The organism is Paenarthrobacter sp. (assembly GCF_031180005.1).
Taxonomy (GTDB): Bacteria; Actinomycetota; Actinomycetes; order Actinomycetales; family Micrococcaceae; genus Arthrobacter.
Genome location: NZ_JAPSHI010000012.1, coordinates 84,835 through 108,778 on the forward strand (window position 1 = coordinate 84,835; position 23,944 = coordinate 108,778).

The 23,944-nt window shown below is 62.0% G+C and carries 23 protein-coding genes; 16 read left to right on the forward strand and 7 right to left on the reverse strand.

The genetic code is table 11. From position 1 onward, the window contains the following. Positions 1-69 precede the first annotated feature (69 nt). Entirely contained in the window at positions 70-2,115 is a 2,046-nt protein-coding gene (locus tag RIF72_RS10915) for a beta-galactosidase (RefSeq protein ID WP_309074831.1), read from the reverse strand. Positions 2,116-2,320: 205 nt separating this feature from the next. Between RIF72_RS10915 and RIF72_RS10920 the strand changes: the two genes are divergently transcribed. From RIF72_RS10920 to RIF72_RS10940, 5 genes are read left to right on the forward strand one after another with little or no spacing between them, the layout of a single operon-like run. Further along, positions 2,321-3,607 (forward strand): ABC transporter substrate-binding protein, encoded by a 1,287-nt coding sequence (locus tag RIF72_RS10920; protein ID WP_309074833.1) that lies wholly within the window; start codon positions 2,321-2,323, stop codon positions 3,605-3,607. Positions 3,608-3,655: 48 nt separating this feature from the next. Then, complete coding sequence (locus RIF72_RS10925) at positions 3,656-4,609, forward strand: sugar ABC transporter permease (RefSeq protein ID WP_309074835.1); 954 nt, start codon at positions 3,656-3,658, stop codon at positions 4,607-4,609. Beyond that, positions 4,606-5,529: a carbohydrate ABC transporter permease gene (locus tag RIF72_RS10930; RefSeq protein WP_309074836.1), complete on the forward strand. Its 924-nt coding sequence runs from the start codon at positions 4,606-4,608 to the stop codon at positions 5,527-5,529. Before RIF72_RS10925 ends, RIF72_RS10930 begins: the two co-directional genes overlap by 4 nt. Positions 5,530-5,541: 12 nt before the next feature. After that, positions 5,542-6,183: a Poxvirus protein I5 gene (locus RIF72_RS10935; RefSeq protein ID WP_375164215.1), complete on the forward strand. Its 642-nt coding sequence runs from the start codon at positions 5,542-5,544 to the stop codon at positions 6,181-6,183. Positions 6,184-6,220: 37 nt separating this feature from the next. Next, on the forward strand, positions 6,221-7,495 hold the full coding sequence (locus tag RIF72_RS10940; RefSeq protein ID WP_309074838.1) for an MFS transporter: 1,275 nt from the start codon (positions 6,221-6,223) through the stop codon (positions 7,493-7,495). Between the two features lie 111 nt (positions 7,496-7,606). Here RIF72_RS10940 and RIF72_RS10945 read toward each other — a convergent pair whose 3' ends face one another. Further along, a complete protein-coding gene (locus RIF72_RS10945; protein WP_309074839.1) occupies positions 7,607-9,670 on the reverse strand; it encodes a DUF6807 family protein in 2,064 nt (687 codons plus the stop codon). 264 nt (positions 9,671-9,934) lie between these two features. Between RIF72_RS10945 and RIF72_RS10950 the strand changes: the two genes are divergently transcribed. From RIF72_RS10950 to RIF72_RS10965, 4 genes are all read left to right on the forward strand, one after another. Further along, a complete protein-coding gene (locus RIF72_RS10950; protein WP_309074841.1) occupies positions 9,935-10,954 on the forward strand; it encodes an acetylxylan esterase in 1,020 nt (339 codons plus the stop codon). A 220-nt stretch (positions 10,955-11,174) separates the two neighbouring features. After that, positions 11,175-12,323, forward strand: coding sequence for a 3-deoxy-7-phosphoheptulonate synthase (locus RIF72_RS10955; protein WP_309074842.1), 1,149 nt, complete (start codon positions 11,175-11,177; stop codon positions 12,321-12,323). Between the two features lie 218 nt (positions 12,324-12,541). Then, entirely contained in the window at positions 12,542-12,754 is a 213-nt protein-coding gene (locus RIF72_RS10960) for a helix-turn-helix domain-containing protein (RefSeq protein WP_017199160.1), read from the forward strand. Between the two features lie 165 nt (positions 12,755-12,919). Continuing rightward, a complete protein-coding gene (locus tag RIF72_RS10965; protein WP_003792170.1) occupies positions 12,920-13,018 on the forward strand; it encodes a 30S ribosomal protein bS22 in 99 nt (32 codons plus the stop codon). Between the two features lie 101 nt (positions 13,019-13,119). On the opposite strand, the gene RIF72_RS10970 is transcribed toward RIF72_RS10965, so the two are convergent. Beyond that, positions 13,120-14,082: a DUF559 domain-containing protein gene (locus RIF72_RS10970; protein WP_309074845.1), complete on the reverse strand. Its 963-nt coding sequence runs from the start codon at positions 14,080-14,082 to the stop codon at positions 13,120-13,122. A 179-nt stretch (positions 14,083-14,261) separates the two neighbouring features. Beyond that, positions 14,262-15,122: an HAD-IB family hydrolase gene (locus RIF72_RS10975; RefSeq protein ID WP_309074847.1), complete on the reverse strand. Its 861-nt coding sequence runs from the start codon at positions 15,120-15,122 to the stop codon at positions 14,262-14,264. Positions 15,123-15,257: 135 nt separating this feature from the next. On the opposite strand from RIF72_RS10975, the gene RIF72_RS10980 reads away from it, so the two are divergent. Next, positions 15,258-15,512 carry a glutaredoxin family protein gene (locus RIF72_RS10980; RefSeq protein WP_309074849.1) on the forward strand — a complete coding sequence of 85 codons (255 nt, stop codon included), beginning with the start codon at positions 15,258-15,260 and terminating at the stop codon, positions 15,510-15,512. Positions 15,513-15,588: 76 nt separating this feature from the next. Next, a complete protein-coding gene (locus RIF72_RS10985) occupies positions 15,589-16,296 on the forward strand; it encodes a redox-sensing transcriptional repressor Rex (RefSeq protein WP_309074850.1) in 708 nt (235 codons plus the stop codon). Between the two features lie 47 nt (positions 16,297-16,343). On the opposite strand, the gene RIF72_RS10990 is transcribed toward RIF72_RS10985, so the two are convergent. From RIF72_RS10990 to RIF72_RS11000, 3 genes are all read right to left on the reverse strand, one after another. Further along, positions 16,344-17,105 (reverse strand): hypothetical protein, encoded by a 762-nt coding sequence (locus RIF72_RS10990; RefSeq protein ID WP_309074852.1) that lies wholly within the window; start codon positions 17,103-17,105, stop codon positions 16,344-16,346. Positions 17,106-17,367: 262 nt separating this feature from the next. Continuing rightward, a complete protein-coding gene (locus tag RIF72_RS10995; protein ID WP_309074854.1) occupies positions 17,368-18,054 on the reverse strand; it encodes a hypothetical protein in 687 nt (228 codons plus the stop codon). Positions 18,055-18,217: 163 nt separating this feature from the next. Continuing rightward, entirely contained in the window at positions 18,218-18,769 is a 552-nt protein-coding gene (locus RIF72_RS11000) for a YceI family protein (RefSeq protein ID WP_026005548.1), read from the reverse strand. 207 nt (positions 18,770-18,976) lie between these two features. Here RIF72_RS11000 and RIF72_RS11005 point away from each other — a divergent pair, with 207 nt between their 5' ends. From RIF72_RS11005 to ccsB, 5 genes are read left to right on the forward strand one after another with little or no spacing between them, the layout of a single operon-like run. Then, positions 18,977-19,642, forward strand: a complete 666-nt coding sequence (locus tag RIF72_RS11005; protein ID WP_309074856.1) for a histidine phosphatase family protein — start codon at positions 18,977-18,979, stop codon at positions 19,640-19,642. 4 nt (positions 19,643-19,646) lie between these two features. After that, on the forward strand, positions 19,647-20,252 hold the full coding sequence (locus RIF72_RS11010; RefSeq protein ID WP_309074858.1) for a TlpA disulfide reductase family protein: 606 nt from the start codon (positions 19,647-19,649) through the stop codon (positions 20,250-20,252). A 5-nt stretch (positions 20,253-20,257) separates the two neighbouring features. After that, positions 20,258-21,013 (forward strand): cytochrome c biogenesis protein CcdA, encoded by a 756-nt coding sequence (locus tag RIF72_RS11015; RefSeq protein ID WP_309074860.1) that lies wholly within the window; start codon positions 20,258-20,260, stop codon positions 21,011-21,013. Continuing rightward, positions 21,013-22,734 (forward strand): cytochrome c biogenesis protein ResB, encoded by a 1,722-nt coding sequence (locus RIF72_RS11020; RefSeq protein ID WP_309074861.1) that lies wholly within the window; start codon positions 21,013-21,015, stop codon positions 22,732-22,734. The genes RIF72_RS11015 and RIF72_RS11020 overlap by 1 nt, the downstream gene beginning before the upstream one ends. Then, on the forward strand, positions 22,734-23,804 hold the full coding sequence (ccsB, locus tag RIF72_RS11025) for a c-type cytochrome biogenesis protein CcsB (protein ID WP_309074863.1): 1,071 nt from the start codon (positions 22,734-22,736) through the stop codon (positions 23,802-23,804). The genes RIF72_RS11020 and ccsB overlap by 1 nt, the downstream gene beginning before the upstream one ends. Positions 23,805-23,944: the final 140 nt, after the last annotated feature.

Consider the following 23,944-nt stretch of genomic DNA (forward strand, 5'->3'; position numbering starts at 1 on the left):
TTCGTGTTCCCACCCAACTGGGTAGCAGATCAGGTCGTTATGAGCGCTGAGAACGACCTGATCTGCTACTTACTTGGGTTGGTCTTCCGCGATGACGGCCACGGCTCCGGCTGGTACGACGCCAGTGAAACGGGAGCCGCTCAGCAGTTCGCCGCCGTCGGCCTTCACGGTAACGTCCTCCCGGCTGTGGTTGATGGCGAAAAGGAAGCTGCGGCCGTTGGCGCCCCGCCGCCGGACAAGTTCGACGCCGGAAGACGCCTCGGTCACGGACGTCACGCCTGCTTCCTGCACGAGTCGAGCGGTGAGCGAGTCGATGCCATTGGCGTCGGGAAGTGTGGCCAGGTACCAGGCTGAACCGGATCCGACAGTGCGCCGCGTCAGTGCAGGGACGGAGTCGAGCGGGTAGTCAGTGAAGGTTGCCAGCACCTCAGTGTCCTGGCCAGCGTGTACGTGCTCGCTCCACACAGATCCCGCAGTTCCGGGTTCAAATACTGTTCCGTCGCTCAACGTGACCGATGTGCCAGGGAAGAGTGGGTGGAATTCCTCGCTCCGTACCCCCAACAGTTCGCGGAACCCACCCGGGTAGCCGCCGAGTCGGACATGGTCCCGTTCGTCAACAATGCCGCTGAAGTAGCTGATGAGCACCGTGGCACCGGCCTCAGCTGCGGCAGCAATCGAGGCAGCCGTGGCGTCCGTTACGGCGTACAAGGTGCACACCAGAATGAGGTCATAGCCGGACAGTTCCGAGGACGGGTGCACGAAGTCCGCAGTGATACCGCGCAGGTACAAGGAGCGGTGGAAGGCGCGCATGGTGTCGAGGTATCTCAGCGAATTGCTCGGGTGCGAATCCAACTCCGAAGCCCACCAGGCTTCGTAATCGAACACGACCCCAACGCGGGATTCCACGCGGGAGCCCTTGACGGGTTCCAGTTTGGACAAAGCATCACCGAGATCCACCACGTTCCGCCACACCTGGGTGTCCCGTCCGCCGTGGGGAACCATGGCCGAGTGGAACTTCTCAGAGCCAGCCTTGCTTTGCCGCCACTGGAAGAACATGGCGGCATCGGCGCCGCGCGCTACGTGAGTTAGCGAGTTGCGGAGCATTTCACCGGGCATCTTGGGCTGGTTGTGCGGCTGCCAGTTGACCGCCGACGTTGAATGTTCCATAAGGATCCACGGCTCGCCGCCTGCCACCCCTCGGGTGAGGTCGGCGCTGAACGCGAGTTCGATTTCCCGCTCCGGGTCCGCGGCCACGAGGTAGTGGTCATTGGCGATCACGTCCATGTCCTTGGACCAATCGAAGTAATCCAAGGCCTTGGTGGCGCTGGAGACCATGAAGTTGGTGGTCGCCGGGATGTTGGGGGTGACTTCGCGGATGACGGCCAGCAATTCGCGGTAGTAGTCGATGAAGGCCCAGGAGTTGAAGCGCGCGAAGTCCAATTGCTGCCCGGGATTGAGGGTGGTGGGCGCGGCCCCCGGTGGGATGATCTCGTCGAAGGAAGCGTAGTGCTGCGACCAAAACGCCGTTCCCCATGACTCGTTGAGGGCTTCGATGGAGCCGTATCGCCGCTCCAGCCATCCTCGGAAAGCGGCGGCATCCTCCTCGCCGTGGAACTCACCAACGTGGCAGCCAAGCTCATTGTCCACGTGCCAGAGCGCCAGGGCCGGGTGGTTTTTGTATCGTTCGGCGAGCACGCGGGTCATGGCGGTGGCGTACCTGCGGTACACGGACGACGACGGCGTGTAGTGGCGTCGTGAGCCCCGGTCGAGCCTGATTCCTTCCGCTGTGATGGGAAGAATCTCGGGGTATTTGCGTGCCAGCCAAGCAGGGGGAGAAGCCGTGGCTGTTGCCAGCGCCACCTTGATCCCGGCTCGGTGAAGGTTGTCCATGACATCGTCCAGCCAGCTGAAATCGTAGTTTCCTTCAGTGGGCTCCAAGAGGCCCCACGAGAAAATGCCGACGCTGAGAAAGTTAACGCCGGCCTCCTTCATGAGTTCGATGTCTTCGAGACGGATGTCTTCCGGCCACTGCTCAGGGTTGTAGTCGCCGCCGTAAGCGAGGCCGTCGATGCTCTTCCAGAGGGATGGGCTGCGGGGGATTTCGGGGGAGGTCAAGGGGACTCCTTCGTCAGGTTGGCCGTGCTGGTACTCATGGTACGGAGTTATGGGTGCAGCGTTTCGGTAAAAGCGTGTTCTTTGGAAAACGCTTGCCCAGGTTCTTAATTAGGGATATTGTATCGATTCAGAACGAGTGTAAGCGAGATCACTGCCACGTTGTAGAGAACTCGGAAGCTTGCACCAACTGAGCAAGGAGGCTCTCATGATCGATAGAAGGAAATTCCTCACCACGGTGGCTCTCGGCACTGCATCTGCCGCGTTCCTCTCCGCTTGTGGCCAGTCCTCAACCGCCGGGCAGACAGGTTCCGCGGAGAATCCCGTCACCATCAACTACACCTGGTGGGGCAACGATGACCGGGCGGAGCGTACCCGCAAGGCGATTGCCCTGTTCGAGTCCAAGAACCCGGACATCAAGGTGAACGGCAACTTCACCGACTTCGCCGGGTACTGGCAGAAGCGCGCCACCGAAGCTGCCGGCGGTGGCTTGCCGGACGTGATGCAGTGGGATCTGTCCTACCTGCGGGACTACGGGCAGCGGAACCAGCTCCTTGACCTGGGCACCGTAAAAATCAACACGGACGCCTTCGACAAGTCCCTCCTTCCCTCGGGTCAGATCCGCGGCAAGACCTACGGTATTCCTACCAGTACCAACGCCTTCGCGGTGTACTACGATCCCGCCAAGCTCCAGAGCCTGGGCGTTGCCGAACCGGACGGACAGTGGACCTACAAAGAGTTCAACGAGTTCATGCTCGAAGTAGGACAGAAGGGCAACGGAGCGTTATATGGCGGCACCGACTACACCGGTGTGTGGTGGATGTTCAACATCTGGCTGCGCCAGAACAACATCCAGGCCTTCACAGACGACGGCAAGCTGGGCTTCACCAAGGACGACCTCAAGAAGTGGTGGAACACCACCGCCGAGCTTCGCGGGACCCCCGCCCTGGTTCCTGAAGAGCGGGTCACCCAGCTCGCCCCCAAGTCCGCCATGGGCTCCAACGTCACTGCCAGTGAAGTCACGTGGGACAACTTCATGGCCGGCTACTTGGGCGACAGCGGCGCCAAGGAACTCAAGCTGGTGCCGGTGCCCTCGGATGACCCGGACAACCTGGGCCTGTTCCTCAAGCCCTCCATGCTCATGGTGGCCAGCGCCAAGACCAAGTACAAGGATGCTGCTGCCCGCTTCATCGATTTCATGGTTAACGATCCCGAGGTTGGCCAGATCTTCAAGACCTCCCGCGGCGTCCCGGCGTCGAAGACCCAGCGTGATGGCACCACGTTCGAAGGTACGGACAAGTTGGTTGTGGATTACGAGAAGTCCATCGAGAAGTACCTCAAGGACGCCCCCGAGCCTCCCATCGTCGGTTTCGGCACGCTTGAAGCCTCCTTCAAGCGGGTCAGCTCCGAACTGAACTACGGCAAGTTGACCTTGGACGGCGCAGCCGATTCCTGGTTCAAGGAAGCCGAAGACCTCATCAAGCAGAACGCCTGACCAGACCCTGCGTCTGATCCATGCCTTCCCAACTGACGGACTGATCTCGTGACTCAAAGCCCAACCCTGAGCAGGCGCTCATCGTCGTCCGCCTCCCCGCAGCCGCGTAAGTCGCGGCGGCGGGGCGCGGATGCCCGCGCCGGCTACACCTTCCTGCTGCCCTGGCTGCTCGGATTCATCGCTCTGACTGTAGGCCCGATGATTTCCTCGCTGTACCTCTCCTTCACCAACTACAACCTCTTCGAAGCTCCCAAGTGGATTGGCCTGGATAACTACGTCACCCTCTTCCAGGACGAGCGTTTCCTGCAGTCGGTGGGCGTGACCATGCAGTATGTGATCTTCGGTACCCCGCTGAAACTCGCTGCGGCGCTGGCGATCGCGATGCTGCTCAACAGCAAGCGCAAGGGCCAGGGTTTCTACCGGTCCGCGTTCTACGCACCCTCCCTGATCGGCGCGTCGGTGTCCATCGCGATCGTCTGGAAGGCGATGTTCGGCGATTCCGGTCCGGTGGACCAGGGCTTGTCGTTCTTCGGGATCAACCTGGGCGGCTGGGTGGGCAACCCGAACATGACCATGGGCATGATGATCCTGCTGACCGTGTGGCAGTTCGGTGCCCCCATGGTGATCTTCCTGGCCGGCCTCAAGCAGATCCCCGCGGACCTCTATGAAGCAGCCTCGATGGACGGCGCCGGTCCGGTGCGGAAGTTCATGAACATCACCTGGCCCATGCTGTCCCCGGTGATCTTCTTCAACCTCCTGATGGAAACCATCCACGCATTCCAGATCTTCGCCTCGGCCTACATCATCTCCAACGGTGAAGGCGGCCCGGCAGGTTCCACCCTCTTCTACACCCTCTACCTGTACTTGCGCGGCTTCTCCGACTTCCGGATGGGTTACGCCTCGGCGATGGCCTGGCTCCTGGTGATCGTGGTCGGCGTCATCACGCTGATCTTCTTCAAAACCTCCAAGTCCTGGGTCCACTACAGCGGTGATTCGAAATGACAACCATGGCAACACCCACCCAGCCCGCACCCACGAAGAACCCAACGGCACCTGCCTACAACCCGAAGTCCGAATCCACCACGGCCAAACGGGTCAAGAGCACCATCTTCCACATTGTTGCCTTGGCACTGGTGGCTATGGTCCTCTACCCGGCCATCTGGATGATTTCGGCCTCCTTCAAGCCGAACTCCGAGATCGGCGGCGCCAACAACGCCCTCTGGTCGAACAACTTCAGCTTCGACAACTTCATCACGGCCATGGAAGGAATCGGCGGCGTCTCCACGTTGACGTTCTTTACCAACTCCCTGATCCTGGCCGTCGGCGCCGTGGTGGGAACCGTCCTCTCGGCGTCCATCTCCGCCTACGCCTTCGCCCGGATCAACTTCCCCGGCCGCGGACTGTTCTTCGGCATGATGATCGCCACCCTGCTCCTGCCCTTCCACGTGGTGATCATCCCGCAGTACATCGTCTTCCAGCAGCTTGGCCTGGTGGATACCTACGTGCCGCTGCTGATCGGCAAGTTCCTCGCCGCGGACGCGTTCTTCGTGTTCCTCATGGTCCAGTTCATGCGCGGCCTCCCGGCCGAACTCGACGAAGCAGCCCGAATCGACGGCGCAGGACACGTCCGGATCTTCGGATCCATCATGCTCCCGCTCATGAAACCGGCCCTGATCTCCACCTCCATTTTCTCCTTCATCTGGAGCTGGAACGATTTCCTGGGTCCGCTGCTCTACCTCAACACCCCCGAAAAATACCCGCTCCCGTTGGCGTTGCGGCTCTTCGTCGACCAGACCCAGAGCTCGGACTACGGCGCCATGATCGCCATGTCCGTCCTGGCACTCCTGCCCGTGCTGGTCTTCTTCCTGGTCTTCCAGCGCTACATCGTCGAAGGCGTTTCGACACAGGGACTCAAGGGCTAAGGACAACAGAGAATGAGCACGATGAACACCACAGGCAAGTCTTCCGGGATCCCGGTCAACCGCTTTGCCCTCTTCGCCGAGACCATCCTGGCGGGAGTTATCGTGCTCCTCCTCTCCGTCCCCTTTGTGACGGCGCCGGCTGCCTATGCGGCCGGCGTCGCGCACCTGGAAAGGCACCTCAGCGGGAGGGACGATTCCCTCCGGAGCCTGTGGGGGAATTTCCGCCAAGCGCTTCCCGGCAGCTGGAAGATGGGAATCACGACGGCGGTAGCCGCCGTCGTGATTGTCCTAAACCTGTTGCTCGCCATGGTGGGTCAACTGCCCGGCCGGGCGGTGATCCTGCCCGCTACGCTGATTTTGGCTGTAGCAGGCGCAGTGCTCTTCCTGCGGGTCGCCGCCAACTGGAGCGGTGGCGTCAACTGGAGTGGCGATGCTGACCAGCAACCCGCCGAAGTTCCCGGTCCGCAGCGGTGGGCGTTCGCCTACTCGCAGGCCAAAGCTGATGCACTGCGCGACTGGACCGGTTCGCTGCTGTTGCTTGCTGCAGTTTTCATGACAGTGGTCTTCGTTTGGATGCTGCAGGCATTGTTCGTCATCGTTCCCGGGACCCTGGTCCTGGCCGCGGCTGCCATAAAAATCCGTTCCCATCGTTGAGATCCGACCCAACCCGCTGAATCGAGCAGAACACTCCGTGTCGCCGCGCCCGTTCCCACTGCGCCCCAAATCCACCACACCGCGTGCCCGTTCCACGGAAAGCTGGCACTACCCGCTGAGGCACCACAACTACCGGATCTTCATCACCCTTTCCCTTGTAGGGAGCGGCGGTGTCTGGATGCAACGGCTGGCCCAGGATTGGTTGGTGCTTCAGCTCACCGGCAGTCCGGCCGCCGTGGGCCTGGCAGTTGCGCTCCAGTTCCTGCCCATGCTGGTAGTAGGACCCATCAGCGGGGTACTGGTTGACCTGTTTCCCAAGCGACGCATCCTTCTGGTCTGCCAGTCCGTCGCCGCATTGTTGGCCGCCGTTTTGGCTGTCTGGAACGCCATGGGTGGCAGCGATGTCTGGGTGGTCTATGCATCCTGTATTGCCCTGGGCATCACCAGTGCCATCGATGGACCGGCGCGGCAGGTGTTCGTCAACGAGGTAGTGGGCGACGCCGGATTGCCCGCCGCTATCGGCCTCAACAGCGCAATAGGGCAGTTGGGAGCCATGGCCGGCCCGGCCTTGGCCGGGGTGATCATCGCCCAGGCTGGTCCTGCGGCGGCCTTCGCTGCCAATGCCTTGATTGGTGTATCAGTCCTGGTGATGATTGCCTCCATTAGGCCAGGTGAGCTGCATCATTCCCTGGAAGTGCCGGATCCCACTGCCCGGAGGGGCCAGATCCTCGCGGGTTTCCGCTTCGTCCGAGCACGCCCACCCCTGCTTTTAACGATGCTGCTGGCGGGCTTGTTAGGTGCCTTCGGCATGAACGGGCCCGTAGTTCTCGCAGCGTTCGCGGACGGAGTGTGGCATAGTGGACCAGCCGGTTTTGGGCTCTTCAACACCGTCAGCGCTTTGGGAGCTCTTGCTGGCGCGTTGGTGGCAACACGGATCAAGCGTTTTGGACGGAAGGGGATCGTGGCCAGTGCAGGACTCTTCGGTCTGACGCAAGCGCTCGCTGCCTTGATGCCCACACAAGAGTGGTTCGTGGCGATGCTCATTGTGGTGGGTTTCATGACCTTGGTGTTCCTCACGAGCGCAGCCACCGCAGTGCAGCTTGAAGCCGGGGCGAGCGTACGCGGCAGGGTCTTGGCGCTGTACTTCCCGCTTCTGCTGGGCGGTCATGCCTTGGGTGGCTTGCTGGCCGGGTGGCTCACGGAGGACTTCGGCGTCCGGACAGGGCTTGTGGTCACGGGAGCGCTGGGAATGATGTCCGCGGCGGTGATTGGCTTCCTGCTCTGGCGCTGTTCGGCCCGTCGCCGCGCCTAGCGGGCCGCCGGTAATTGCCAAACACCGTGCCTTCGCGTTGCGGGGCCCGTTCTACAGGCTATTCATGGCAAATACCATGCAGGGCGGGCCTCACAACGCGTCAGCGAGCACTCATCTGCCTGAAACCAAGCCCTCGATCTCCGCTACATCCAAGATTCCGTCGCTGATCCACACAGTGTTGGTACGGGTGAGGGAATCCCCTGCCGCAAGTTCCACCGCGGCATCCCACGCCAATGCTGAACCGACTGCGGGGTAGTCGCTGCACCGCACGAACCAAGGGTCCGCCGACTCTGAAGGTGCGCCAAACACCAGAGTGGCAGGGCCGCCGTCGAACTCTCCGGTCCAAGCCAGCCACGGCGCCACGGAACCGTGAACTGACGGCTCGCCCTCGGCTGTGGAGGAGAAGACGCGCGAGGAAGCATTGACAGGAAGGCGCCAGAAGAAGCCGCCGTAGCCGCTGCCGGCAGCGCCGTGGGAGCCGGGGCTGCCCAGGGAAACGTCCACGACGGCGGTGAGCCGGGTCTGGATCTCGAGTCGCCATGTGCGCTCATCCAGGAGCGTGCGGCTCAGGGAGCGCCGTTCGTTGAGGACGAGGCTGCCGTCGGATGCGAGCCAGTTGAGGTCAAGCGTGGTGGCATCTTCTTCCCGGGCGACATTCGCCGTCTCGATCCTGCCGTGGTCCTTCAAATCCACGTACTTTCCGGCCGTCCTGCGGTAGCTGCGACCGCCCCAGAAGTTGCTCCCGTTGACGTCCTGCAGTGCGAAGCCCGCGCCAAGGTGCCAGGCGTGGTCTGAAGGCAGGTGGTCAGTGACCGAGATGCCGGATGGTGTGGACACCGGGTGCAAGTAGGGGCGCGGGGAGAGGTCCGGCTCAAGGTTGCTGCCAGAGCGGAGGACCGCGGTGGGCGTTGAGTGGGCGTTGGGCGGGCCGGCGTCGGCGTCGGGGGAGAAGAGTGCTTCGGTGCCTGCCGTGACCGGCCGGGCCCAAGGAAGTCCCAGTTCGGAGAAAGTGGCGTGGGCTTGGGTGGAGCGTTCCAGAATGTCCTCGATGTTCGGGATCACCGCGTGGGCTTGCTCGCCCGTTCCTACCCAACTGACGCATTCCCCGGGAATTAGCGCGGGAGCCTCGGCTGTGCGGATAGCTTCCAAAACGCGCATGAACGCGCCGCTGTGATCGAGGGGGCTCAGCAGCGGCGTGCCCTCGGACAGGTGCTGGAGAAGGTTCTCCGTGAGGTCGTCCCGTCCGAAGGTGTGAGAGGTTTCGCCTGCTTCAGTGCGGACAGTTACGCGGTCTTCTGTGTAGTGGAATACCGCCGTACCTTCCGTTCCGTGGAGTGTGACGTAGGGTTCCACGGATTCAGTGGCGCAGAGGGTGAGGGCACACGTGATGGGCAAACCGTTGATGGTGCGCAAGCGGATCACGGACGTGTCGTCCGCTTCGATATCGTTCGCGCGGTAAAGATCCGTCTCCACGGACGCGAGGTCTCCCGCTGCTCGCGCTCCGGCGATCCGGAGCGCCGTGGCGATTGCATGGGCCAACGGGTTGGTGGCAACACCATCAACCACATCCACGCCGTCGAGGCTGCGTTTGCCTGCCCAGCGGGAGCGCTTGTAGTAGGCACGATCCCGGACCCAACGGCCCGTAGCAGAAATCCCCTTCAAGTTGCCGATGCTTGGCAGCTCTTCCGAGGATTCCCCGCCCGCAAGCTGTTCCAAGGCCGCCAGGGCATGGGATCCGAGGCTTTGGAAACCGATTTGGACCCGGCGACCGGCTTCCTCCGCCGCTTCCTGGAGATGGAGGAAGTCGCTCATAGAGGCAACCGGGGGCTTCTCCAAATACAGATCCGCCTCGGAAGCCAGTACGGACAGGGCTAATGGAGCATGGGTCTGAATGGGGGTTGCCACAATGATGACATCCGGACGATGTTCGCCGGCCAGCAGCTCATCCAGGTTCGCGTGGACGGCGGTGGTCGCGGGCAGGTCTCCGGGTGCCGGGGGATTCGGGTCGGCCACGGCAACGAGGTCCACCTTGCCTTGGCTGCTGAGCCGTTCGAGGTTGCGCAGGTGGTGCGTACCGAAGCCGTGAACTCCCACGAGGGCGATCCTGGCAGGGGTGGTCCCGGTGGCAGCGGCAGTCCCGAAGGGTGCTGGACTACTGGCGGACTGGGTGTCCATGACTCTCCTAGGCTGGCGCGACAACGATGGCGCGTGACGCCGTCGTCTGGGTCTTCACAAAAGTGTTCGGGCGGGATTAGGCTACACCTCAGCAAGCGCTTTCCCACGATGGGCTATGTTCAGTCTAACTTGATCACTGCAGAAATGTAACGATTCAAAGAGGGCTGATTCGGGAGTCACGGAGTGACGTAGGATGTCCTCGGTGGACGCAACAGCCCCCAGCCTGAATTTGCCCAGTCAGACCCACCTGAACCGGAATGGACCATGCCCCTCTTTGACCTTCCCCTTGACCAGCTCCGCGACTACTCCTCCACAGCAGAGGCGCCAGCCGACTTCGAGGAGTTCTGGGACCGCACCATCGCAGATGCCCGCGCACTCCCGCTTGATGCGGTGTTTGAGCCAGTGGACAACTACCTCAGTGTGATCAACACCTTCGACGTCACTTTCTCCGGCTTCGGGGGAGACCGCATCAAGGGCTGGCTACACGTACCCGCGCAGCTCGAGCCGGGGGAGCAGCTTCCCGTGGTTGTGGAGTACATCGGCTACTCCGGTGGCAGGGGCCTGGTCAATCAGAACACCCGCTGGGCGCAGGCAGGCTACGCGCACTTCATCATGGACACCCGCGGGCAGGGCTACGGGGGCGTTTCCGGCGACACCCCGGATCCGCACGCGTCTGCGGGTGGGGTGAACTATGCGGGACTCATGACGCGAGGCGCTGACCACCAGGACAACTATTATTTCCGCAGGGTCTACGTGGACGCCTTCCGGGCGGTAGAAGCGGCACAAAGCCATCCCGCCGTCGACCCTTCCAAGGTGGTGCTGACCGGCGTTAGCCAGGGTGGCGGCATCACTGTTGCTGCTGCAGGGCTGACGGCTGGAAGGCTCGACGGCGTTATCGCCGCGCTACCCGACGTCCCGTTCCTGCAGGACTTCCCCCGGGCGATCGACATAACGCCCCGAGGCCCGTACCCCGAGATCGCGGGATTTTTGGGTCGGCACCGCGAAAAGTATGAGCCCATGCTGGCGGTGCTGAACTACTTCGACGGCGTCCACCTGGGCCGCGCGGCCACGGTCCCCGCGCTGTTCTCAGCTGCGCAAATGGACGATATCTGCCCGCCATCAACTGTGTTCGCGAGCTTCAACAACTACGGCACCGGCTCTCGCGGCCACGGCGGTGCCCCTGAAAAGGACATTGAGGTGTACCGCTTCAACAACCACGAAGGCGGCCAAGAGCACCACTGGATCAAGCAGTTACAGTTCCTGCGCAAACTGCTGTCATCTTGATGGACGCGATTTGCGTGCTGTGAAGAACCGCGGTTATGGTGTGGCTATGACTAAGCGTTGGTATGCGTATTTTTCGTTGGCTCTGGAGGGGCCCGCGTCTAACTGACACGCATCCAACTTTCCTTCAGAGCCAACAGGGCAGAGATTATTCTCTGCCCTTCGCCATATCCGGCGGGTTCTGAAAAGGGGCCCGCTCCGCATCCCGGAACAGGACCCAGAAATGACCAGCATTGCCGCAGAACCCACCGAATCGCTCGACTCCGCTGAATCCGGAGCCGCCGCTCAACCCGCTACCTCCAACCTGCGGGTTGCCCGATTCGAGCCGCTTCCGGCCCCGCAGGACCTCATCGCCGAGTTGCCGCTGGACGGCCGCTCAGCCGCCGTCGTCGACCGTGGACGCGATCAGGTCCGGGCCATCATGGACGGCGTGGACGATCGCCTCTTGGTGATCGTTGGCCCGTGCTCCATCCACGATCCCAAAGCCGGTCTCGAATACGCCCGCCGGTTGGTCAGCCAGGCCGAAAAGCACAAAGAGGACCTGCTGATCGTCATGCGGACCTACTTCGAAAAGCCGCGCACCACTGTTGGTTGGAAGGGCCTCATCAACGATCCCCACCTGGACGGCAGCCACGACATCGCTGCCGGACTGCGGGCCGCCCGCGGATTCCTGAAGCAGGTCACCGCATTGGGTCTGCCCACTGCCACCGAATTCCTGGAGCCCATCAGCCCGCAATACATGGCGGACCTCGTGTCCTGGGGCGCGATCGGCGCCCGCACCACCGAGAGCCAGATCCATCGCCAGCTCGCCTCTGGGCTGTCCATGCCCATCGGTTTCAAGAACGGCACCGACGGCGATCTTCAGGTAGCCATTGACGCTTGCGGGGCCTCTGCCGCTGAGCAGGCCTTCCTGGGAATCGACGACGACGGCCGGGCAGCTCTCGTGGCGACGTCAGGAAACCCGGACACCCACGTCATCCTTCGCGGTGGACGCAAAGGCCCCAACTACTCCGCTGCCGATGTGGCAGCTGCGTCATCCAAGCTCGCATCGAAGGGGCTTAATCCGCGCCTAATCGTGGATGCCAGCCATGCCAACAGCGGCAAGAGCCATCACCGTCAGGCGGAAGTTGCCTTGGAAATCGGTGCTCAGCTCGAAGCGGGGGAGACCTCACCGATCGCTGGCGTCATGCTGGAAAGCTTCCTCGTTGGAGGGGTGCAGAACCTGGATGTGGCCAAGCAGCTTGCAGGGGAGCAGGAGCTTGTTTACGGGCAGAGCGTCACGGATGCCTGCATGGAATGGGATGTTACGGCCTCAGTGTTGGAACAGCTCGCAGCGTCGGCACGGAAGCGTCGCGCGGTGGTTGGGGCGTAGGGGGCAGTTGCCCGATTCGTGGGTTCCCTGCCAAACATGCCGTGCGCCCGGCATCGCCAGCAGGGAACCCACTAAATGGGCGAATCAGGGCCGTGGGCTCTTTCACATTGGCACCATCAGCCTCTAGAGTATCTAGCACATGGTTGTTTGATGGCTCAGCATCGGCACACCGTTCCACTGGGGGTGTCCTACTGTCTGAGAGCAAAGGAATATGGGAAATGTCCGCGGAGACTAACTTCTCGAATGCGCGTTTCATGACGGTGGCCGAGGTGGCCGACGTCCTGCGTGTTTCCAAAATGACTGTGTATCGTCTGGTCCACTCAGGGGAAATGCCCGCCGTAAGGTTCGGCCGTTCCTTCCGGGTTCCTGAAGAGGCTGTTGCCCAGTACCTAAAAGGTGCCGTGGTGGACGGTCAATCCGAGACCGCCTGAGGCTTGCCGGGGTCCGTCCCGCGGACCGTGGTCATGGGGTGCCCCTTTGAAGCGGTACTCTGTTAAGGAACGTTTTACGTCAATGTAAGAATCTGTCAGTTGTACTTGTCTGCTTCCGCGGATCTGTTCCAACAGACAGGAACTTCTAGTTTGTAAGGAACTTTCGTGGGTTCAGTTATTAAGAAGCGCCGCAAGCGTATGGCCAAGAAGAAGCACCGCAAGCTGCTTCGCAAGACTCGCCACCAGCGCCGCAATAAGAAGTAGAGATACTTCATCAAGCGTGAATGCCCGTTGCCTCTCGAGGCGGCGGGCATTTTTGCATCCCACGCTCTCTCACGTCACGCGGGTTTGGTGGGGATGCTCTCTCACGTCCCTCGGGAAAAGCCCGCACTGACCGCGGGGTCCTGCCATGCTGATCGCAGAGCCCTTTTAATCTTCTGCGTGGCTGACGAGAAGTTGTCCGCCAAGTCATTCTTGCCGAATTTGAGGACCGTCCAACCCGCTGCTTCGAATGCCTTATCGCGTCGCCGATCGCTAAAGATCTGTTCCTGATCGAAGTGATGGCCGCCGTCGTACTGTAGCGCTACTCGCCGAACACGAAAGCCCAGGTCCGCGGACGGGGAAAAAGGATCGTTCGGCCGGAGCTGCACCTGCAGTTCCGGTTCGGGAATTCCTGCGTCCAGCATCGCCAAGCGGAGCAGCGACTCGGGTGCGGAATCGGCGCCCACGCGCATGAGGCCGAGTGCTTCTCTTGCCCGAACAACCCCCTGCAGATTCTTGTGTCTCTCCACCAATTTGCGGAGAGCTTCGAGTGTAGTGAACGGTGTCTCGCGTCCTTCGAAGTCCGGCCGGGGTATGCGAATGAGCTCGTCACCCATGCAGACGAGGTCGCGGACCGGCAGGCGTCGTGCGAGATCCAGCCAGGTGCGCGCCCGAGTGCTCATCCAGATGCCCTGGACATGCTCAATCTCGTCCTCAGCGGCTACTACCGTGTGTCCGATCACTCCTTTGCGCCGCACTGACGGGAGATGCCGGGGCTTGCTAAGGTGCAATTCGTTGGAATCTGACAACCAGGGTGGGAGGCATGTCCCCTGTAACCTGGCGGCGGTTACATGGGAGATCCAAGCACCGGGAGTTGCCGCCGACAGCGATCTTGCAGCCGCCGACAGCTCGAAATCCCAGTCGGAAGGCCGGTAAAGACCACGGCTAACCCCTTCGATCTTGACGCGATTCCATAGGTGCCACTGCTTAAGGCCTGCTGCTTCGGCTTCATCGCGAGTGAAGGGTGCAGTGGTGAGTCGGGGAGGAAGCGGGGTGGCATTCTGCATACCGGCATTCTTGCCCAGAAAGCCTTGAGTCGTCGGAAGTTATCCACAGGCTAGTCGAGGTGCCCGAGGGATGTGCGAGAGCGTTGGGTTTATGCCCGAGGGATGTGCGAGAGCGTTGGGTTTATGCCCGAGGGATGTGCGAGAGCGTTAGGTTTATGCCCGAGGGATGTGCGAGAGCGTTAGCCGCGGGGGCCGCGGAATTTTGAGAAGCCACGCCACAATCCGTACACAGCTCCGCCGACTGTCGCGGCTTTGAGGCCGAGCGTGGCCGCGCGGCGTCCGGAGCGGAAGTCGTACACGGGCCAATTGTTCTCACGAGCGTGCCGCCTCAGCTTCGCGTCCGGGTTGATGACCACGGGATGCCCCACCATGGTGAGCAAGGGGATGTCGTTGGCGGAGTCGCTGTACGCCCAGCAGTGGTCCAGATCCAGTCCCTCGCGGTCGGCCACGAGTTGGACCGCGATCGCCTTTGCAGGTCCGTGGAGGATGTCGCCAACCAACTTCCCTGTGTAGACGCCTTCGTCCACCTCGCCCACGGTGCCCAAAGCCCCGGTCAGGCCGAGCCGGGTGGAAATGACGGTGGCCACCTCAATGGGCGTAGCAGTCACGAGCCACACCTTCCGGCCGACCCGAAGGTGCTGTTCTGCCAGCGCTTTGGTTCCCGGCCAGATCCTCGACTCGATCATCTCGTCATAGACCTCTTCGCCCAAGGCCCTGATGTCATCCACGGTGATGCCGGCAGCAAGGGTCAGTGCGGAGTCGCGAACGGAGTGGACGTCTTCCATGTTTTCGCCGCGCATGACGAACTTGAACTGCTTCCAAGCGAATCCGGCAGCCTGGGAAAGTGTGAACGCTTTGCGTTCGTACATTTTGCGCGCCACGTGGAAGAGGCTTGCACCCTTCATCAACGTATTGTCGACGTCGAAGAAGGCGGCTTCGCCAGCGTGCTTGCGCACGAGATCCTGTTTCGCCGCGTCTTTCTGCGCGGTGTTTTGCACCAAGGCATCTGCGACCACGGCGGCGTTCTTCTCCTCGGGCATGCCTTGAGTCTAGTCAATCGCCGGGGCCTGCGTTGAGGACGCACGGCGGTGTCACCGAAGGGCGCGGGATGTGAGCGAGCGTTGGTGGGAAGGGCGCGGGATGTGAGAGAGCGTCGGGGCGGTTACCTTTGAGACATGGCTATTCCCGACGTCGTACTCCTTACCAAAGCTGACTGCCACCTCTGCACGGAAGCGCGTGCCGCCGTCGAGCGCGTCACGAAAAGCCTTGGCATGCAGTGGACTGAGCAGAAGATCGACGGCGACTTACAACTGCAGGAGCGCTTTGGAGAGGAGATCCCTGTGGTGCTGGTAGACGGCATTCAGCGGGATTTCTGGAAGATCGACGAGGAACGGCTCACCCGCACTCTGAAGAAAGTCCTGGAGGGCTGAAGGTGGGGTTACCCGTAAGTAATGGCTTTTGTTGAGTCCGGCCGGGGGTCATAGAGTGGAACAACAAAGCGACGCAATGGAGAATACCGTGACTGCGCTGGAACCGTCCCCGGACGCAACAACCGGGGACAACGAACCTGCCACCAAGCAGATCCCGCCCGCGGCTGTGGCCCGGATGACTCTCTATTTACGCGCGCTCAACTCACTTTTGGCCGAAGGCGTGGAACGCGTTTCCTCGGAAGCCTTGGCGGAGGCATCGGGCGTCAGTTCTTCCACGCTACGCAAAGACCTCTCCTACGTCGGTTCCTACGGGACCCGGGGCGTTGGCTATGAAGTCCAGTACCTGAGCCGGCACATCGCCGCCGCACTCGGCCTAACGCACGACTGGAAGGTCGCGATTGTGGGTGCCGGTAACCTCGGCAAAGCCCTCGCACGGTACGGCGGCTTCGAGTCCCGGGGCTTCGACGTTGTGGCTATCTTTGACGCGGACCCCATGGTGATCGGCAACGAGGTGGGCTGGTTGCGGGTGAGTGATTCGGCCGAGCTGGAGCGCGTCCTGGAACGCACCCATACCAACATGGTGGTGCTGGCGCTACCTGCGACCGTGGCTCAAGCTGTGTGCGACCGCGTCATTGCCGCCGGAATCCGGAGCATCCTGAGCTTCGCACCGGTGCTGCTGCAGGTCCCCCCTCACGTCAACCTCCGCAAGGTGGATATGGCAACCGAGCTCCAGATCCTGGCCTACCACGCACAACGGGCGCAGACACCGGGCCAGGCTGTTTAGCCTTTACCGGGTCCGCGCCCGCGTTTAGTACTTGGAAGCGTGACGGTTTAGCGGCCGTAGGGGTTCTGGTACGGGTTCCCGAAAGGCTGGGCCTTACGGAAATACGGAGCCGACGCCGGCAGGTACAGCATGACTATCGCTGCAACGCCCAGCAGGATCACGACGAGCTGCATCATGCCGTAGGTTGCGCCGAACTGGAACAAGCCGGTGAGGCCCAGAACAGAGATAGCAGCGAACACGGTGCCCAGGATCCTGGCCCAGTTCTTGCCCTTCCGGACGGGGAAGGCGACCAGCGCGTAAAGGCCCAATGAGAAGATGGCACCGACTATGGCGCCCACTGCGATGGCACCGCGCATCCCCTCAATGGATTCCGCAGGGAACTCAGTGCCCTGCTGTGCGGCCTGCTGGTTCATCACGTTAATGAAGGCATCGGCTCCGGTGGTGGCCAAGAGCAGCGAGCTGATGGCAGACAGGATACCTGCGGCAATGATCATCCAGAACGCGTAATTAACCATTGGAGGGATAGTGGTGGGGCCGGGCTGCTGGCTCGGCCAGTTGTTGCCCTGGCCATACTGCGGAGCTCCGGGAGCTTGGCCATACGGGGAAGGCTGCTGTCCGTACTGCGGTGCGGCGGGGGACTGCTGTCCGTACTGCGGTGCGGCGGGGGACTGCTGTCCGTACTGCGGCGCGGCGGGGGACTGCTGACCATATTGGGGTGCCGGAGGCTGCGGCGCGGAAGGCTGGGAGCCGTGCTGCTCGGGCTTGTTGTCGTCGCCCGGGTTCGAGGGCGGGTACGGAGGGTTGCTCATGGCATTCCTTTGCTTGTTCGACTGCTGGTGCGGCCGCCGGGATCAGCAAAATGACCCTGCCCCCAGCGTGGTTCTGGTACCACCGTACCCCCAGCGTCCGACACTGCAGATGATCACACGCAGGTATTTCAAGCTCACGGGAAAAATCATCATCTCGGCTTACGCCTTCATGATGAAGGCCGCGAGATCCGAGAGGATCTGACCGCGGCCTTCAGTCTCGCTCTACCGCCGGTAACGCACGACGGCGGCAGTTGGGTCACTGCTAAGCGTGGCCCTTCACGGCCTTGAACCAGAGCTGCGAATTGGGCAGCCACATCAGTACAACAGCAACTGCGCTCACCAGGAAGCCGAACCAGTTGCCGCCCAAGCCCATGCCGGAACCGCCACCACTTGCCGCTCCGAAGATGGCCAGCAGTAAGGAAACACCGGCCAGGATGGTCAACGCGAGCCGGGCCCACTCTTTGCCTTCCTTCATCTTCATGGCCAGGACCACTTGTGCGGCGGCTACCGCCAAGGTGATCAGGAGAAGGATCAGCGCGATGGCGGCGAATCCCGGAGCGAATGCGAAGGCAGCGATGACGGCAAAGAAAGCGATGAGGCCAAACAGCAGGCCCAGGAGTCCGGAGATCACCCAGATGAAGTAGGAAACCTTTAACTCCGTTGGCAGGCCTTGGGTTTTGAACATCCCCGAGAAGCCGCCTTGCGGCATGACGTCGTTGAAACTACGCGGTCCGTCAGTGGGCATTTCGAAGTGGAATCCGGGCTGAGCCGGTCCGGGCTGTGAGTACTGGCCCGGTTGCGACGGCGGTTGGTAACCCTGCGGCGGTTGGTAACCCTGCGGCGGCTGGTAGCCCTGCGGAGGCTGGTGACCCGCAGGAGGAACATTGCCGGGCTGCGGAGGCTGGGAGCCGGGCTGCTGTGGCTGTGGTGTTTCGTCTGGGGTACTCATGGCATCACTTTAGACCGCAGGTTGAGGGATGCATAGGAAATTCGGAGCCAACTCGCAGCTAAATGCAGGCTGTTTGCCGAATTATTGCGGGGTGACTTCCCTATATCCGAAAACGGCCCCGCACAGTGTGAACTGTGCGGGGCCGTTCGGTGTTGCGTGCTGGCTACGCGGCGGCCGGCGCGATGAAGGCGAGCTCAAGGTTGATGACCACCTTGTCGCTGACCAGGACGCCACCGGCTTCGAGGACTGCGTTCCACGTGAGGCCGAAGTCCTTGCGGCTGATGGTGGTTTCGCCGGAAACGCCTGCTCGGGTGTTGCCGAACGGATCCACGGCCACACCGTTGAATTCGGTCTCGATGGAAACTTCCTTGGTCACACCCTTGATTGTGAGATCGCCCACGAGGTCGAAGCTGTTGCCGTTGGCCTTGACGTGACGGGATACGAAGGTGATTTCCGGGAACTTCTCCACATCGAAGAAGTCTTCGCCCTTGACGTGGCCGTCGCGGTTGACGTCTCCGGAGTCGAAGCTGGCGGTCTGGATGGTGGCGGTGACCTTGGAATCGGTCAGCGTTTCGCCAACTTCCAGGGTGGCAGCAGCATCCTTGAACTGGCCGCGGACCTTGCTGATGCCTGCGTGCCGGACGGTGAAGCCGATCTCGCTGTGGGATGCGTCGAGGGTCCAGGTGCCGGTGGTGACGGAAGCGGGGAGAGTCATCATGGTGTTGCTCCTATATCGAGTGGTAGGTACTGCTTGCTTGCCTGGTCGAGCTCATTGCTTGAAGCGTCAACCGAGTTTCATACCCAGTATAAACATGCATATGCATCTTTTATTCCAACTCCGAGGAACATTTCGGGAAAACTTTGAGTTCTACTAGCGGTAGAAGATTTCGGATCGCCCCGCTTCTTTGAGAAACTGGTAAACATGCCCCAAGCAACTGTCCATCTGCTTCGCCATGGCGAGGTCCACAATCCCGACGCCGTCCTCTACGGCCGGCTGCCGGAATTCCACCTCTCCGAACGTGGCCGGGAGATGGCCCGGATGCTGGCGGACCACTTCACGGCCCGCGTCAACGAGGGCGCCAAGATCGTGCATCTGGTAGCCTCGCCGCTCACGCGTGCCCAGGAAACGGCCATGCCCACGGCCGAGGCGTTGAAGCTGGAGATCACCACCGAGCCGCGCATCATCGAAGCAGAGAACCACTTCGAGGGACTCCACCCCACCAGGAGCGAGTTCCTGAAGCCCAAGCACTGGATCTACTTTCGGAATCCGTTGCGCCCCTCATGGGGCGAGCCCTACAAGGAACAAGCGGCCCGCGTACTGGCCGCGGTTGAAGACGCGCGTGTGAAGGCCATCGAACTGGGCGGCGACGGCGCCGAAGCCATTCTGGTCAGCCACCAACTTCCCATTTGGTCCACCCGATTGACTGCTGAGGGCCGCCGCCTTGCGCACGATCCCCGTAAACGCGAGTGCACCCTCACGTCGCTGACGTCCCTAACGCTCGACGACGACGGCAAGATCGTGCGCGTTGAGTACACCGAGCCTGCTGCCGTCCTGCTTCCCGGTGCGGCGAGCACCCCGGGAGCGTAGAAGCATGGACAACAATCTTTCGCGCCGCGGCGTGCTGACCGCCGGTGGTGTCCTCCTCGCAGGTCTGACCATGGGCCTGTCCGCGTGTGCCCAGGAAGACTCCCTTGCCAAGCAGGCCAAGGCAGGCGACAACAAGAACTACGTGGCAGGCGATGGTTCGGTGACGGAGTTCGCAAAGGCGGATCGCTCCGCACCCGTTGCGCTCAAAGGCACCCTGTTCAACGGGCAGACGGTAAAGCCGGAGGACCTTCTGGGCAAAGTCACCGTCCTGAACTTTTGGTTTGCCGCGTGCGCTCCGTGCCGCATCGAAGCTCCCCAGCTTGAAGCACTGCACTTGGACTTCAAGGACCAAGGCGTCCAGTTCTTCGGCGTTAACCTGCGCGACGAGCAAGCCACCGCCGAGGCCTTCGACAAGACCTTCAACATCACCTACCCGAGCTTCAATGACAAGGATGGGGCAGTTCTGCTGTCCGTGTCAGGAATTGTGCCTCCCGGTGCAGTTCCCACCACTTTGGTCCTGGACAAGGAAGGCAAGGTTGCCTCACGCGTCCTCGGCGAGATCGAGAAGAGCACCCTGAAGGCCCTCATCACCTCCGCAGCGGCTGAGTAGCAACCATGAACAGTCCTTTTGCCGAGACGATCCTCAACGGATCACTGCTGCTGGCTGTGCCGGTGGCACTGCTGGCCGGGCTGGTCTCCTTCCTTTCTCCCTGCGTGCTGCCGCTGGTCCCCGGTTACCTTGGCTACGTCACGGGACTGACCGGCGTCGACCTCCAGAAGCAAAGGCGCGGCCGCATGCTGGCCGGTATCGGCCTGTTTGTGCTGGGCTTTTCGGTGATTTTCGTTCTCCTGGGCGGTGCGTTCGGGCAGCTGGGGACTTTGCTGACCGGCCCCCAAAACGCCTGGATCACCCAACTGTTGGGCCTCCTGGTGATCATCATGGGCGTGGTGTTCATGGGCGGCTTCGGCTGGCTGCAGCGTGACGCGAAGATCCATGCCAAACCCCCGGCCGGCCTGTGGGGCGCACCGCTGCTGGGACTCACGTTCGGGCTGGGCTGGGCGCCCTGTATTGGTCCGACGTACTCCGCGGTACAGTTGCTGAGCTTGTCCGGCGGTTCGTCGGCGGCCAAGGGAGCCCTCCTGGCGTTCGTTTACAGCCTTGGCCTTGGCATTCCGTTTCTTCTGATCGCGCTGGCCGTTCGCCGGGGCATGGGAGTGATGTCCTTCTTCCGCGAGCATCGGCTGGCCATCCAGCGGATCGGCGGAGGCATCCTGATTTTGCTCGGAATCCTCATGGCCACCGGCGTATGGGGAACCTGGGTGACCGAGTTGCAGTACTGGTTCCAAAACGACGTGAAGTTGCCAATCTGATGAGCGAGTCCGTGAAAGCCAAGAAGAAGTCACCTACCGCTGAAAGCACCTCCGCAGAAGGCACAACAGGCGAAGGAAAACTCCAGCAGGCCAAGTCCGAGGCAGCCCTGCCCGCGCTTGGTTTCAAGGGCATGCTCCGGTGGTCCTGGACGCAGCTGACAAGCATGCGCACGGCGCTCTTCCTGCTGCTCCTGCTTGCCGTTGGCGCTGTGCCGGGTTCCCTGTTCCCGCAGCGGCCCGCCAATCCGTCAGTGGTCACGCAGTACATCAAGGACAACCCTTCCTACGGCGAGCTTCTCGACGCCCTCCAGATGTACGACGTCTACTCGTCGGCTTGGTTCTCGGCCATTTACATCCTGTTGTTCATCTCCTTGATCGGCTGCGTCACTCCGCGCGCGATCGCCCACTACAAGGCCATGAAGTCGCAGCCGCCGCGCACCCCCAAGCGCCTGTCGCGCCTGCCGGAGTACGGTACCTTGGCTGTGGCCGCCGACGCCGGGATCCCGGCGTCGAAAGCCATCAACGATGCCGCCGGGCTGCTGAAGAAGCGCGGCTACCGCGTCGAGGTCAGGGACGTCGACGGCGCCCTGCCGTCCTTGGGTGCCGAGCGCGGCTTCCTGAAGGAAGTGGGCAACCTGGTGTTCCACACTTCCTTGATCGGGGTGCTGGTGTCCGTGGCCATTGGTGGGCTTTACGGGTACAGCGGCCAGCGGATCTTGGTGGAAGGCGACACATTCGTCAACACCTTGGTGGGCTACGACCAATTCACGCCGGGCACCAACTTCCAGAGCAGTTCGCTCCAGCCCTACTCGATGCAGCTGGACAAGTTCGAGGCCAGGTTCGACCGCGAATCGCCCGGCAAGGCCGGCCAGCCCATCGACTACACCGCTGAGGTCACAACGAAGGAAACCCCGGATGCGCCGGGCAAGAAGGAAACCCTCAAGGTCAACGACCCCGTTTCCCTCGGGAATACAAGCCTCTACCTCACTGGAAACGGCTACGCGCCCATGGTCACCGTCCGGGACGGGGAGGGCAACGTCGCTTTCCAAGGCCCGGTAACGGCCAAGGTCCAGGGCGACAACTACTACTCCTCCGTGGTCATCAAGGTCCCGGACGCCAAGCCGGAACAGTTGGGCTTTGTTGGCTTCTTCCTGCCCACGGCGTTCGTCACGGAGGACGGAATTTCCTTCAGCGGCGCCCCGGAACTTATCAACCCGCAGTTGAGCCTGAATTCGTTCTACGGTGACCTAGGCTTGGACAAGGGCGTGCCCCAGAACGTGTTCGAGCTGGACGTCAAGGACCTTCAACAGCTCAACGGCCGTGACCTCCCTGCCGGCGGTATCACCCTGGGTCCGGGAGCCACAGTCGACCTGCCCGAAGGCAAGGGCAGCATCACGTTCGATGGCGTCAAGAAGTACATCGGAGTGGACATCCACCACAACCCCGGCCAGCTCTACGCGTTGATCTTCGGTTTCCTCGCGGTCGCCGGTCTGGTCATGTCGCTGTACATCAACCGCCGCCGTGTCTGGGTCCGCACCGGAACCCACGAGGACGGCCGCACCATGGTGGAGTACGGCCTGCTGGCACGCGGTGAAGACCATCGCCTGGCCGGCGAAGCCGCAGCCCTCCGTGAACTCTTTGCCCGGGAATGGAACGTCCCGGAGTCACTGGACACCGCAACAACAACAGCAGGATCTTCCTCAACCTCGAAGGACCAGTAATGCCCGTCATCAACGAAACCCTGGGCCAGTACAGCGAGCTGTTCATGCTGTTGGCCGCCGGAACGTACACCGTGGCGTTCATCGCCTTTGCCTGGGACTTGGCGAAGAGCAGCAAGATGCTCCGCGCCGTTGACCTGAAGGCCGCGGCAAGCGCCGTCGGCGAGAAGAAGGTCACGGTTTCCGCAGGCCGCGTCGCGGGAGGCTTGGGGGGGCCCGACGCCGGTGGGCCGGCGGGCCGCGCCGAGCGTCCGACGTCGGGCCTCACCGTTGAGGGCGGCACCGCCGCCGGCGACATGAAGTACGCGGGCGAACGCCGTGCGCCTGCCCGCGTGGCTGTTGCGTTGACGGTGCTGGGTGTGCTCATCCACGGCGCCGGCGTGATTACCCGTGCATTTGGCGCGGGCCGGGTGCCGTGGGGAAACATGTACGAGTTCCTCACCACGGGTGCCTTCGTGGCCGTAGCTGTTTTCCTGATAGTTCTCATCCGCAGGGACCTGCGCTTCCTGGGCACCTTTGTGATCGGGCTGGCCATCATCATGCTGGTGGCAGCTTCGGCTGCCTTCTGGACCCCGGTGGGGCACCTGGTTCCGGCCCTGCAGAGCTACTGGCTGATCATCCACGTTTCCATCGCGGTGCTCTCCTCTGCATTGTTCACCCTGACGTTTGCCATGTCTGTGCTGCAGTTGCTGCAGTCGTACCGCCAGAAGAACCTTGCTGCCGGCCGCAAAGACAACCTGGGCTTCATGCGCCTGGTTCCGAATGCACTGAGCTTGGAGAACCTCTCCTACCGCATCAACGCCATCGCCTTCATCGGCTGGACGTTCACCCTCATGTTTGGTGCGATCTGGGCTGAAAAGGCCTGGGGCCGCTTCTGGGGCTGGGACCCCAAGGAGGTCTGGACCTTCGTGATCTGGGTGGTCTACGCGGGCTACCTGCACGCCCGGGCCACCCGTGGTTGGACCGGAACCCGTGCAGCGTGGTTATCGATCGTTGGCTACGCCTGCGTCATCATCAACTTCACACTCGTGAACACGGTTTTCAACGGCCTGCATTCCTACTCCGGACTCTAGCCTTCGGAATGCCTCCTTGGCCGCCTGAGCAGGGGCTTCGTTCCTCTGTGCGTATGGTGGTCTTGGAATATGACAATTTGGTGTAGCAATAATGACAATTTGGTGTAGCACCTGAGGCTTTTACCCGCTGGGGGCAGGTG